This is a genomic window from Streptococcus sp. k-90 (assembly GCF_013277565.1).
Classification (GTDB): domain Bacteria; phylum Bacillota; class Bacilli; order Lactobacillales; family Streptococcaceae; genus Streptococcus.
In genome coordinates, this window is the sequence record NZ_VMNE01000023.1 from 18,653 (window position 1) to 32,938 (window position 14,286).

7 protein-coding genes and 1 pseudogene are annotated in these 14,286 nt (G+C 39.7%); 2 read left to right on the forward strand and 6 right to left on the reverse strand.

What is annotated here, in order from left to right:
- The first annotated feature begins 423 nt into the window (after positions 1–423).
- A pseudogene (locus HT734_RS07840) lies at positions 424–1,031 on the forward strand (hypothetical protein).
- Positions 1,032–1,446: 415 nt separating this feature from the next.
- Here HT734_RS07840 and HT734_RS07845 read toward each other — a convergent pair.
- The 5 genes from HT734_RS07845 to HT734_RS07865 are packed head-to-tail and all read right to left on the reverse strand — an operon-like array spanning position 1,447 to position 6,145.
- On the reverse strand, positions 1,447–2,307 hold the full coding sequence (locus tag HT734_RS07845; protein WP_061759480.1) for a YihY/virulence factor BrkB family protein: 861 nt from the start codon (positions 2,305–2,307) through the stop codon (positions 1,447–1,449).
- Positions 2,308–2,334: 27 nt separating this feature from the next.
- Positions 2,335–4,389, reverse strand: a complete 2,055-nt coding sequence (locus tag HT734_RS07850; RefSeq protein WP_173267343.1) for a cation:proton antiporter — start codon at positions 4,387–4,389, stop codon at positions 2,335–2,337.
- Positions 4,390–4,400: 11 nt separating this feature from the next.
- Complete coding sequence (locus tag HT734_RS07855) at positions 4,401–4,655, reverse strand: hypothetical protein (RefSeq protein ID WP_000361084.1); 255 nt, start codon at positions 4,653–4,655, stop codon at positions 4,401–4,403.
- Entirely contained in the window at positions 4,648–5,205 is a 558-nt protein-coding gene (locus HT734_RS07860; RefSeq protein WP_061759478.1) for a class I SAM-dependent methyltransferase, read from the reverse strand. Before HT734_RS07860 ends, HT734_RS07855 begins: the two co-directional genes overlap by 8 nt.
- The gene (locus HT734_RS07865) at positions 5,189–6,145 is read right to left on the reverse strand and encodes a TIGR01212 family radical SAM protein (RefSeq protein WP_061759477.1); all 957 of its coding nucleotides are present in this window, start codon (positions 6,143–6,145) and stop codon (positions 5,189–5,191) included. Before HT734_RS07865 ends, HT734_RS07860 begins: the two co-directional genes overlap by 17 nt.
- Before the next feature lie 91 nt (positions 6,146–6,236).
- On the opposite strand from HT734_RS07865, the gene HT734_RS07870 reads away from it, so the two are divergent.
- Positions 6,237–6,596, forward strand: a complete 360-nt coding sequence (locus HT734_RS07870; protein ID WP_049535135.1) for a DUF3397 domain-containing protein — start codon at positions 6,237–6,239, stop codon at positions 6,594–6,596.
- Positions 6,597–6,775: 179 nt separating this feature from the next.
- Here the strand turns inward: HT734_RS07870 and bgaA are convergent, their stop codons facing one another.
- Entirely contained in the window at positions 6,776–13,903 is a 7,128-nt protein-coding gene (gene bgaA, locus HT734_RS07875; protein ID WP_173277431.1) for an LPXTG-anchored adhesin/beta-galactosidase BgaA, read from the reverse strand.
- Positions 13,904–14,286 lie beyond the last annotated feature (383 nt).

Below are 14,286 nucleotides of genomic sequence, written 5' to 3' on the forward strand. Positions count from 1 at the left end.
AATAAATTTCAGGGGGAGTTATACAAAAAAACGACGATTTAAATCGTCGTTTTACTGATATAAATATGCAATCTTTTTTTGAAAATACGTCTATTTATTTTTTATGGTTTTTTATTGTAAAGTAGACCCAACCGAATGAACATAGGTTGTAGAAAGCAAATGAAAAAACTGCAAGGATGATAGCTCCTGTATCTAAATAACCTCTTTCAAGACCGTTTTTCAACAACAACAAGCCTGTAGTTTCGACAACGATCAAAAATAAAAATATATAAAAAATTTTCACATTAAGCATATTGTTACCGCTTTCTTTTTATTTGGTTTTATTGTATAACAAAAGTTGAAAAAAATCAAAAATACAAAGGAGTTTCCGTTATGTCTAAGATGTCTAAATGCATGTGTTTGCTAGTTATGTCTGTTTTCTGTATGTCTAGCATTTCCCCGTCGCTTGTTGTTTTTGCTGATGATAGCTTATCGGCAAACTCTAAAGTTGTATCTGGTGAGGCTCAGTTTGAGAATGGCTCATCAGTGCGGTTCGGAGATACGCAAGTAAATATTTTAAGTGATGAAATTCTTGAGGTGCTCAATCCAAATGGAAGTGTAGACACTATTGAACGAGGTGCTGATGGCGTCTATATCAATGGGTCATTTTATATGGCTTATCAAAAGAATGAACTCGATCTAAATATATCTTTTAGATCATACGATCCTAATGTTTGGAATTACGTCAACACAATACATGGGAATAAACAAGCCAACACATTCGCTCACTTCATGATTGATTCTGGAATAACCGCGATGTTTGGCTTTATAGGTTCTATATTGGGGGGCCATGGAGTGGCATAATTGGTGGAGCATATTTTGGTATACAAGCTTATCAGTCTTACTTGGATTCACAAAGCCCATATCCATACTACATAAAAAGTACTTATATCCATCTTTCTCAAAGAAAATGGAAGTTTATCACTGAATACTATAGAAACTCAGATTATACTGGGTATGTAAAAACCGAAACAAGCTACGTGAATTTCTAAAATATAAACCCTGCCTAGATATAAAGGCAGGGTTTATATTTTAGTTAATTGCTCAAGTAATTTGTAAGCATAATACTTGCGAAACTCTATTTGTTCAAGCGGTTCAAAAGCTCTTGTTTTTTATCCTCAAGCTCAGCTCTCCTTTGCTCGATTTCTTCACGTTTTTGGGCGATTTCTGCTTGCGCCTCGGGAGTTTCCAAAGTGCATTGTGACTTGTGAAATTCTACTAGCATATCAACGATTTTTGGGTCTAATTCGTTGATATAATCAGGATTTGATCATTTCGGCACGTTGTTTGCAGGTGCTTGCTTTTTGCCGCCTTTTTGGGGCGTTTTGGCTTGTTGTTCAGCTTTCTGACTATAGTTGACCTCGTGGAATTTTCATATTATGCGTTTTGTTATGGATAAAAAATGAATTAATTTATTCTAAAGCTCGGATCTTTCAAACTCTGCACACTGGCATTGATAACCGCACCGACAATCAAAATCTTAGCAATGAGAATAAACCAGAACATCATGACCACCACGACGACGGAACTGAAAAAACGCACGTCCACTAGGTGATTGACATAATTATTGATATATACTGAAAAGATATTGAGCAGTAAGACCAGAGTCAACAAGACAAAGGCACTACCTGGCAACACATAGCGAATTCGTCGAACCGTAACATTAGGCAGGAAATAATAAAGCATGACCAAGATAGCGAAAATCAAGGCATAGATCAAGGGGCCTGTTAGATCTTGCAGATAATCAAAGATAGGACTATCCGATTTCCAGTGATTCTTGATAAGGTTGAGAAGCATGCGGCCAAAGACACTCAAAAACAGAGCTAAGGCGAAGAGAATCTGCAAGCCAAAACTGACAAACAAACTCATGAGCTGACGGGAAATCATTCCACGATTTTTAGCAACTCCGTAGGCTTTATTAAAAGCTTTCTGTAGGAAATTCATGGATTTTGAAAAGGTCCATAGGGCTGACAAAACCGCAAAACTCAATAAACCCGTTGAAGGTTGGGTCAACACTTCTGTGATAATCTTTGCCACCACATCATACATAGTATCGGGCAAGAATTCATTGACAACCTTTAAAAAATTGGAAACTGGAATCTGAAAATAGGGGAGGATATTGACTACCACCAAAAGCAATGGAAAAATCGAAATCAACCAATAGTAGGCTACTGCGACACTGGTAAACTCACTATCTGATACTTGATAATAATGCAAAAATGCTTTTAATAAAGGCTTGTCTATCAGCTCTTTCCACCACTTCTTCATATCATACTCCTTTATTTACAATCTTGATTAATTTCTTCTTACCAATTCCACCATATCATAAGGCAGAGTATTGGCAGCTTCCTTCAGAGAATAGTTCTCTAAGTTATTGACATTTTGTCGTAACTTCTTAGCATACTTGGTCGTAATCAATCGTTTTTCTTCATATTCAAAAATCAACTTGCGCTCCAGATAATAGCCTCTAAGCATTTCATCGATATTGTTGGGTTTGACACGGTTGATAACCCGTTCGACAAAGGCACCACTGGTGATAATAGCTGTTTCTCGGAGACGAGAATCCTGCATGAAGCTGATCAAAGAACTCTTATAAACCCCTTTTAGGTTTTCCAAACTTTCGATAATCATTTCTGTATTTTCTAGATAGAGCTCTGCAATTTGGTCATAGTCAAGGGCTCTGAGTTTCTGTGATTCTTCATTTTTCCAACTACGGAAGGTCTTGCCAAAGGTAAAGACTTCGTGAAGTAGAAAACGCAAAATCCGCAAGGAAACAAGGAAATAATAGGTCAATCGTGAAGCAAACTTGCGATTGATGCTTTGTTCCATGTTTTTCAGATAACGTTGGTAGACTCGATAGGCACGCTCACTCATCTTGCCTTCTTCGTAGGCTTGTTCTAAACCATCACTTTCAATACTGAGGATGAGAAGTTTCAAGGCCTCCCAGTCTTCTTGCTCACCCTTATTTTCTTGGTTCAGGATAAGGTTCTCTATTCGTCCATGGTAATTGTCAATAGCTGCATAGAGAGGGAGTTTATTTCTAGTGTCTTCCAACTCTTTTTCCAACTCTATCGTTACTTCATTCAAAATAGCAATATGCATGAGATGGTCCTTACTTTCTTCTTGTTCATCAGAAAGATGAGGCAGGATTAAGAGACCTGTTAAAAAGCTTACCAGCGTCACACCTGCAACGAGGAAAAGTAAGAGAGGATACTCCTGCTCTAGATTACTTGGTATCAAAAGAATCGTAGCAATCGACACGGTTCCCTTAACACCTGAGAAGGTCAGGAGAAGCATATCCTTTATATACTTATTTAGCTTTTTCTTGAGTCGTCTAGTCCTATAGGCAAAATAGCCATAGATCATGACAAAACGAATGGCAAAGAGGACAAAGGTAAGGGCTAAAAGAGATACTAGTAAGAGTAGAGGATTATAGATTGGATTGATCAAGATAGGTTCTGCTATCATTTCCAACTCCATCCCTAAAATCACAAAGACAGAACCGTTGAGCATAAAGTTCACTGTATGCCAGACCGTCTCAGTCACCGTATCCACTTGGGCTTCAAGGAGAGTAATTTTCTTAAAACGGCTTGCCTTTAAAATCCCAGCAACCACCACGGCAATAATTCCTGAAACATGGACTTCTTCTGCCAGGAAGAAGGTCACCAGAGGCAAACTCAATTCTAATAAAAGTTCGCTGGCAATATCCGTTGCTCGCACACTCAGCAAGAAGGTATGGAGGAAACGGTTGGTCATAGCTGTTAAAAAGCCAACTAAAAAACCGCCTAGGATTGAAAAGATAAGCGAACTACTAGCTTGCCCAAGGGAAAAGGCTCCTGTTGTCCAAGCTGTCAAGGCTACCTGAAAGGTCACCAAACCAGAAGCATCATTCAAGAGTCCTTCACCCTTAAGGATATTGGACACGCGCTTAGGAAAGCTAAAGCGCTCCGAAAGAGAAGCAAAAGCCACCAAGTCCGTAGGCCCAAGGGCTGCCCCAACAGCCAAGCAAGCCACCAAGGGAAGGCTAAGCCAAAGAAGATGGGCCAAGCCACCCAAACTCAGAGTCGAGATAAAAATCACTGGAAATATGAGATAAACAATAATTCGCCAGTGTTTTAAAATAGCTGTAATATCCGCTTCTTCCGACTCTCGGAAAAGCAAGGGCCCGATAACCAGGGCCAAAAACAACTCCGTATTGAGGTGAAAGTCGGTATTAGGTAAAAAGAGACCAATCACAATTCCCAAAAGAATTTGCACCAAAGGGAGAGGCAAAAAGGGCAGAAGCTTATTGGTTGTACTTGAGACAATCAAGACCAGTAAAAATAGGATTAGGTAAATCAGTAATTCCACGCACTTCCTCCTTAGTCTTTTTTACAACAGAATTCAAATATCTCCTTCTGCTCTTTGATTTTTTGGTCAATCTTGGAACAATCTTTGTGCTCAATTTTTCTCTGGCACCGTTCCATTTCAAGAGCAACTAATTTTTTCTTGATTTTAAGCATTTTTTTGCTCATATGCGCTTGGTCTAGCACACCCACTGCTCGTTCGTGGTGGGTTGATTCAACAAAATTCTGGCGCATGGCATCCAGCTTTTCACGTAGGTATTGTTTATCCATGTCTATATCTTTCTAATTTTTCAATCATCACTAAAAATGGTGGGGTGTTGACTTGATTCAGGGTTCGATAAATGGTAGCTGTGTACTCTTGTTGGTTCAACTGGCTAACAAAATCCAAGACAGCATCTTTCTCGATGTCTCCTCCTTCATGACCATAGTAAATCATAATGGCAATTCGTCCACCTTTGACAAGTAAACCACACAGCTTTTCTAATGCTTCAATCGTTGTCTGAGGTCGGGTAATGACAGACTTATCAGCTGACGGCAGATAGCCCAGATTAAAAATCCCTGCCTTGGCTTCTGTCACAAACTGGTCCAGTGTCTCATGGCCCTGCAAGATTAACTGGGCATTTGTCATTCCAGCCTGGTCCAAACGCTCTTGCGTCTTTTCCAAGGCTTGCTCCTGAATATCAAAGGCATAGACTTGCTTGGCTATCTTGGCTAGAAAAAGAGTATCATGCCCATTTCCCATGGTCGCATCCACTACGGTATCGTCCTGAGTTACAACCTCAGCTAAAAAATCATGTGCCATCTCAAGTGGTCTTTTCATTATTAAACTCCTGTTTTACAGCCTTACATCCTTGAACGCTTCCACGACGTCGCATCTCCATCTCAATGCTGTTGAGAACTTCCCATTTATTGAGGCTCCACATAGGCCCAATCAGCATATCCCTAGGTGCATCTCCTGTGATTCGATGGATGACAATATGTTTGGGAATGATTTCCAATTGATCACAGATAACCTTTACATATTCGTACTGACTCATTAACTGCAAACGTCCCTCGTGGTAATCTCGTTGCATACGTGTATTAGTCATGAGATGGAGCAAGTGTAGTTTAATCCCTTGAATATCGTTGTCCATGACACAGCGGCGGACATTTTCAATCATCATCTCATGGGTTTCACCAGGAAGTCCGTTAATCAAATGAGAAACAATCTCAATTTTGGGATACTTTCTCAAACGCTTGACCGTTTCCACGTACAATTCATAAGAGTGGGCACGGTTAATCAAATCAGAAGTTGTTTCAAAAGTAGTCTGCAAGCCCAATTCAACCGTCACATGCATGCGCTCCGACAATTCAGCCAAATATTCAATGGTTTCGTCTGGTAAACAGTCAGGGCGTGTTCCGATATTAATTCCCACTACACCTGGCTCGTTGATAGCCTGCTCATAGCGTTCCCGAATCACTTCCACCTTTTCATGGGTATTGGTAAAATTTTGAAAATAAACCAGATACTTCTGCACGTCTGGCCACTTGCGATGCATAAAGTCAATTTCCTTATAAAATTGCTCACGGATAGGCGCATCCGGTGCTACGATAGCATCTCCAGAACCTGAAACCGTACAAAAAGTACAGCCTCCATGAGCCACAGTTCCATCACGATTGGGACAGTCAAATCCCGCATCAATAGGGACTTTAAAGGTCTTTTCTCCAAAAAGTTTTCGATAATAATCATTCAAGGTATTATAAGATTTCATAACCTTCATTATAACAAAAATCACCCACAATCTCAAAAGACTGACTTTCCTATAAATTCCTCTGTTTCTCGTTTCCATTAGCCATTTTTTATGATACAATATGGGTATGATTTTAATGAAATTAGCATCTATTTTATTATTGATACTGACCTTAGTCGTCTGCATTATCATAACCAAACTTTTTAGATTAAAAAAACTAGGACGAAATTTTGCGGATTTGGCTTTTCCAGTCTTGGTATTTGAGTATTACCTGATTACAGCTAAAACCTTTACCCATAATTTCCTCCCTAGACTGGGGCTAGCCCTCTCAGTCCTAGCCATTATTCTCGTCTTTTTCTTCCTTTTGAAAAAACGTAGCTTTTACTATCCTAAATTTATCAAATTCTTCTGGCGTGCAGGATTCTTAGTAATCCTTGTCATGTATATCGAGATGATTGTTGAATTGTTCTTAATGAAATAATCGAATCCCTAAACATTTTCTAGGGATTTTTGCTTTCTCTACAAAATAGGATAGACAATAACACTATACAATTTTATACAAAGAAAATCCCTTAGAAACTTATATTCCAAGGGATTTATCTTCTATCTAAGACAAGAACTTCTCTCTAATCTTTAACGATAAAGAAAGTATCAAAATTTCTAGTCTTCTTTTTTACCTTTAGTGGCTACTAAGCCTGCACTCAAACCTAGAAGAGCTAAACCTGCTGCTACTGCTGCCTGTTCTGCCTCTGTTCCAGTGTTTGGCAAGTGATTCTTTTCATCTTGCTGGGCTTCAACTGAACGTGAGCTCACTTGTTTTACATCCGTTTTCTCAGTTGATACTTGTTGTTTTGTAGTTTCTTGAGATTCTGGTTTTTGAACTTCTTGATCTTGTAGCACAGACTTACTAGCTTCTTTAGGAGCTGCTTTAAGCTGTTCTTGAGGGGCTGATTTTGTATCTTTTATAGCTGTACCAACCTCTACAATACGGTCCTGAGCTATAACTTTATCATAGCTTTCTTTCTCAGTCCGCTTGCCATTTTCTACTTCAATCAAGTGAACACGGAGACCTTGTCTTCCTTCTTGAAGGATGCGAGTTTCACCTAGATATAACTTGTCAGACTTACGCTCCTGGATCTGGAAGTCAATTGTTTCTTCCTCAACCATAAGTTCTGGTCTGTTGAAAACTAGAGCATTGGATTCGTCCTCTGGAAGAGCGGTTCCTAGTTTAGTTCCGACAACGACAATACGGTTTGTTGGAGTCTGAACTATTTCACGGAATTTTTCTTCCTTACTTCCATTAGGATTTATCGCTGTGAAGATACGTTCCTTACCAACTTTTCCTTCTTGTTCTAAACGAGTTTCACCAAGATAAAGCCTTGAATCTTTTTTCTCAATTGTCTTGTAGGCCAAGTCTTGTTCAAGAACTTCTAATTTTGGTAAATCCTCCTGTACTGCAGCAACTGTCTTCTCAGAAACTGGTTTCTCCTTAGTCAACTGGACACGGTATTCCTTGACTTGTTTTCCACTCTCTGAAACTAGGCGAACAAGTACTGGAAGGCTATCATCTCCACTATCTACAACTGTTGAAGCTACTTGATTGTTTTCTTCAACTGAGACTTTTGGACGTTGACCTTTATAGGTGATTTGATAGTTTTGACGATTTTCAATAAAATCTGGAAGTTCTTTTCCATCTACAAGAATCTTCGATTGAGTGCTTTCTTGAGGCAATTCGCTCGGTGCAAGGAAGGTCATCTCAATCATCGCAACACCGCTCTTATCTGCTTTACGCTCCATACGCCATCTCATAGCTTTGGCTTTCACCTCTTTAAATGTCACATTAATTTCATCACCCGCTTCGATATCTTTATTCGCGTGATACGGAACAGCAATCCAATTTTCTGGATTATTAAATGGATGATCTGTTTCGTAAGCTTGGTAGTTTGAATAATAAGTTGGCACTTCAAAGTCTGGACCAATATAGCGTTCCAAAACGAGTTTAGATGGTGCATCTGTACCACTATCTGCAAAGAACTGGAGTTTGGCTTGTGCAACAGTCCGTTCTACAATCTTACCCTTTTCACGGAAAATGACCCCTGTTGATACTTCTGGATTAGTGGACGGTCTTGCAGACCAGTTTGTCCAACGACGATTTTCAGAGTGATCTCTATCATTGATATAGTCTACACGGTCATGAGAACTATCATCAATATCGTTGGTTGCTGAGGCAAAGGCCTGGTTACTGTTTTCATCATAGTTAGGGTTATCTGAAAGAGCCTCACCAAGTTTGTCTGTCACTCGTACAGTGAACTCAGCAGTAAGATTGCTACCAAGGACACGACCTCGAACAATAAATTGACCTGCTTTTGTCAGATTTTCTGCTGGAACTTCTTCCCATTCAACTGTCAGGTCTTTTGTTTCGTAGCCGTCTTTACCTGTGAAGTATACCGGAACCTTAGTTGGCAATTCAATTGGTTGCCCTAGTTGCAACAAGCGAGCTTGTTTAACTGTAGCAACTGGTTTACGAGAAAGTAAGTCTTTATCCTTAGTGAAGTGCAGACGGTATTCTCCTAAGATGTCGCCATTTTCAGCTTTCGCGATGACACGAACTGGCTCACCCTCACGAACGCTTGGAACGACGGTAGCGAGACCATTGTTGCTAACACTTGCTGTGACTACGGGAACTTTTCCATCTCCAGACTCAAGGTAGTAGTCTGTCAAATCAGGGTTAAAGTTTGCTAAGTCTTTACCATCAACTTGGATTCTTGTTTGTCCTTGTTTGGCTGGCGCAACTTGTTTGGCAAAAATCTGTACTTCTGTGATAGAAGTTCCACGCTTATTGTCTGCTTTAACCATCCGAATGCGAACAGCATGGGTTTCAACTTTATCAAAGCTAAAGTGGTTCATTTCTCCAGCCTTGAGCTGAGCTGGTGCTTTTAGATTAGTCACTGGTTTCCAGTTAGCAGGATCATTAAAGACATGATTTTCACCGCTTACAAAGCTAGGATTTTTAGGAGCTGTTGGAACCGTGTTACCAACATAATACTCAATCACATAAGACTTCGGTGCGCCAACTCCATGGTCTTCGTGGAATCCGACACTTAGATTATCAACGGAACGTTTACTCAAGATACCTGAATCTCCAAACAGAACACCGACTGAAGCTTCTGGATTACTACGATTCCAGTTTGTCCAACGGTTGGCTGGTCGGTCATTAAAGGAAATCAATTTATCGTTGACATTTGAAACAGGGTCGGTTGGATTCGAGTCTGAAGCAAAGGCAAGTGGCAATTCTGAACCTGTCCATTGGTCAGAAATATTTGCTCCTTGCTCTGTTTGAGCAGACACACGAACATGGAGTTTAGTAGTTAATTGCGTACCTTCTAGGTGACCATTAACTGTAAAGACACCCTCCTTAGCGTATTGATCTGGTTGAATCACGTCCCATGTAACCTTAGCTGATGAAACGTGACCATTTGAATCATATGTACGAACGCTTTCTGGTAATTGTGGTGCTTCTGCGATTGGAGTTGTCACACTAACTTCTTCAACTGAAACGATGCCTTCTACAGAAACTTTAGCACGCGCTTCAAGGTCAATCCCTTCAACTTTACCTAACACCTCAAAGGTTTGATAGTGGTCTAGTTTTTCTTTTGGAATAGCTTGCCATGTAACTTTATGAGTTTTAGGGAAACCTTTGTCATACTCAACAGTTACTGTTGTTGGAAGAATAGGTTCTTGATGCAAGTCTGTCACTACATTTATTGGACGGATGGATTGCGCAATCTTCTTCTCAGTATTGGCTTGAATAGTGAGACTAACCTGGCCTTCAGCACCCTCATATACAGCTTTCAGAGCGACTACTCCTGATCTATGAAGTTCAAGCATTCCCTTACGGACTGCAACTTCCCCTTCACCACTTGTAGAGAAGGTCACTTTATCAGCTGGTAAAACTGCTTGTGTTCCGTCCTGATAGTGAGCAAGAACAGACAATTTCACTGTTTGATCTTCTTTAAGGCCGTCAGCTTGCTCCACTTGCAAGCTCAAATGGTCAATTTTTGGTGCTTCTTCTAGGAATTGAATCGCATAGGTTTGAAGAGGGCCACCATCTTTTGGCTGAACAAAGATGCTTGCGCGCATACCGTTTGCTGTACTGGCTTGAAGGACTGTAACATCAGCATTTTCAGCACTTGCTACGACTTCTGGCAAGGATGCACCGTAAGCAAGAGTTCGGTATTGCATTGGATTTTGGCTAGTAAGACCAGTGACAGCTTCGCCACCAACAGTAACAGTTGGGACCACAGGAGCAGCTACATCGCCATCTTCTACTACAAGGGTAGCGTGAATAGTCTCACCACCCAGTTGGCCAGTCATTGGAATACGTGATCCTGCAACTGACAGTTTAGCTTTATCTGCTTCCGCAATCTCCCAGTTATCTACTTCGTATTCTTGTAGGCTTCCATCTGTAATGGCAATAGAAACGTATTTATCAACAGCACTCAAGTCTGATCCAGTTGCAACACGTTTTACAGTAGGAAGTTCTTTTGCAATTGCTAGAATTTCGACACGGGCCTCAACTTCATGTCCGTCTGCCATACCTTTAACAGTTACAACACCTGCTTGGTTCACATCAACTGAAGACCAAGTTGCTGGACGTTTTTCACGACTGCCATCACTGTAGATAAAACCTACTGTTTTCGGCATTTTTGGAATTTGGGCAATGACTGTGCGTACCTTTGGTACTTCTGTTCCGAGAAGAGTCTTTTCTTGGTCTTCTTTTTTACCAGTAAAGACAGTTACTTGGCCAGATTTCAAGAGATCTGAATGAGCTGTTAGCGTGAATTTACCTGCTTGCTCAGTTGATTTCACAATGGCAACACCTTTACCGTTAAAGGCTCTGCGAATCCATGAACCATCTGCTTGTGCTTTATAGCGTTCACGGCTGGCTTGTTCTCCATTATCGACACCGACAAGTTGACCTTGTCCATGCAATTGGAAACGAACCAGATTATTGGCAGTTGGGACTACATTCCCTTGACTGTCAACGATTTCGTAGTAGATGTAAGTCAAGTCTTTTCCATCTGCTGCGATTGCTTGTTCTTCTTTGATGAGACGAACAGCTGCTGGTTTGCCAGCAGTTGTGATCTTGTCTCGAGCAATTTCCTTGCCAGATTCATCACGAGCTATTGCTTCCAAGGTACCTGGTTTATAAGCAACTTTCCATTCAAGATACAATTCATTAGCATTGGCACCTTCTTGGTAAGTGCGTCCATCGCTAGTTTGTTTTTTAGTAAAGGTCTTCTGTCCTAGGGATTCACCATTCAACAATAGCTCCACACTTGCAGCGTTAGAGTAGGCACGAACTGGAATTTTACCATCTGCATCAGCTACATTATCTTTTAGAGTTGGGTCTTCCCAGTTCCAGTGAGGAAGTAGGTGAACCATCGGTTTTTTCTGAGCAGATACCCATTGACTCTGGTAAAGATAGAAATCATTTTTTGGAATACCAGCAGTATCTACAATACCAAAATAAGAACTTTTGACTGGTGTATGATTTTGATTGTGCCATGGCGTAGGCTCACCAATATAGTCAGTACCAGTCCAAATAAACTGTCCAGCATAGCCAGCATTGTCACGGTCAAAAGTCCATGAAGCTGTTGCTGTTTTACCCCAACCAACACGATCATTTCCATAATCAGACTGCTCATAGTTCCTATAGTCTTGATTACTGTGTACCAATTCACGCTCTGGACGATAATAACTTCCACGAGTACGAGTAGCTGAGGAGGTCTCTGAACCATAAATCAACCACTTTGGATGCTTAGCTCGAAGGGCTTTGTAATTATCTTCAGAGTAGTTAAATCCAACCGCATCCAGTTCATCAGCAATTTTCTCATGCCCTCCGCTACCATTACCAAAACGGAATTTATCAGCCCCCATAGTCACATAACGAGTCTTATCAACATCCTTGATTACTTTAACCAAACGTTTAACAGTAGCTAGAGAATGAGGATCGCCATTAGCTTCTCCAATCTCATTTCCTATAGACCACATAAAGACAGCTGGGTTATTTTTGTCTCTTTCTACCATGGTACGTAGATCGTAATCTGACCATTTTTCCCCTTTTTTAGCTTCAGGGTGAGTTGCATCTTTTTCAAAGAAACGACCATAGTCGTATGGTTTCTTACCTCCATACCAAGTGTCAAAAGCTTCTTCCTGAACCAATAAACCAAGTTCAGCTGCAATCTGTAGTGTTTGAGGACTTGCTGGATTATGGGTTGTACGAATTGAATTCACTCCCATATCCTTCATCTGTTTCAGACGGCGATATTCAGCCTTGTAGTTCTCCTCCGCACCCAATGCTCCATGATCGTGGTGCAATGAAACTCCATGGAACTTGATGTGTTCACCGTTCAAAGAGAATCCTTTATCTGGAGTCCAGTTATAGTAACGATAACCAAATAAATCCTTCCTAGCATCTACAAGCTGTCCATCTTTGTAAACACGAGTTACCATCTCATATAAAGCAGGTTTATCAGATGACACTGTCCACAATTTAGGTTTTTCAACCTCTAATGCTGATTCCAAATGAATTGTTTCTCTAGCTTTTAGAGTTTTACTCTCAGTTCGAACAAGTTCTGTAACTGCCTGACCACCCCGTTCAAAAATTTGATACTCTGCTACGAGCTCATGATCCTTATCATCTGTATTAACGATTTTACTGCTCACATGAGTCTCAACCTTACCATTTTGTTGGTCTTCAAGTTTTGGAGTTAAGATAGTTGTACCATTTTTCTCAACATGAACCTTATCTGTCACTTGCAAGCTCACATCACGATAGATACCACTTCCTGAATACCAACGACTACTTGGCTGTTTATTTACTGCATGAACAGAAATAACATTCTCTCTTCCATCCTTATAAAGATAATTGGTAATGTCATATGAAAATTGATTGTAACCATTTGGATAGTGACCAACTAACTGACCATTAACAAATACTTGAGAATCCATGTAAACCCCATCAAAGGTCACACGGACATCTTTATTTAAATCTTTTTCGTCTAACTTAAAGGTTTTACGATACCATCCATCTCCACCATTCAGTTGGCCTCCTTCATTTTGAGATGGTGAATCATGATCAAAATCAAAATGAATACTCCAGTCATGAGGAAGATCCATTTTTTTCCATGAAGTAATATCTGCGTCTGGTTTAACAGCTTCCTTAGCATTGGCATTTAGCTTAAAGTGCCAATTTTGATTGAAAGAAATGTTTCTATCTTCAATTAACTTATCAACAACTTCATTTGCAGCAGATTTGAATTCCTTCTTATCTTTTGAAACAGAAGGATCTTGTAATTCCGCTTTATTTGTTTCTTCAGCTACCTTCGTTTCTTCTATCCTACTTTTCACTTCAGTCTTACCTTCTTCTAAAGGAAACTCTTTATTATCAGCAACTGTAACTGGGGACTGATCTGCATGAGTTTGGTCAGAGACACCTGTAGCATCTGCATTATCCTTAAGAGGCACATTATCCGTTTGTTCACTTGATTTTTCCGCAACCATCACTTTAGATGTCTGTTCACTCTCTTCTTTATTTTCAGAATCAGCATCCTTCTTACTTATTGAAATCAGTTCATTAGTATTTTCATTCGCATAAGCAGAAGAAGCTAGACTAAGGCTTGATCCTAATAACAGCACACAGCTTCCTATGAGCACTGAGCAAGCGCCGACTGAAAATTTTCGAATACTATAAACGCTCTTTTTGTTCCAATTACCTTTTTGCATGGAATCCTCCTTTTTAGTAACCGCTTTCATTTTTTCTAAAAGCAAGCTCCTTATTATAATTATCTTATAATACAATTTTATAACCAATAAAAAATTTGTCAACCTTATACAAATAAAAACAATATTTTTGATTGTTTTTTATAAAAATTAGAGAATTTCCAGAGAGAATCGGAGTTTTTATTATGATAGTTATTATATTATACTTTTTATTGGAATTTTAAAATGGAATAGCTTTTTACTATCTCAAACAAAAAAAATTTATTTTATCTTAGCCTAATTTAAAATCAAAAAAGTAAGCTAGAAATAATCTGTTACCACCAAAAATTCTTTCTTACATTTTTAGACATAGAAAAAGATCCAACAAGTATTTCAGTTAGATCCTG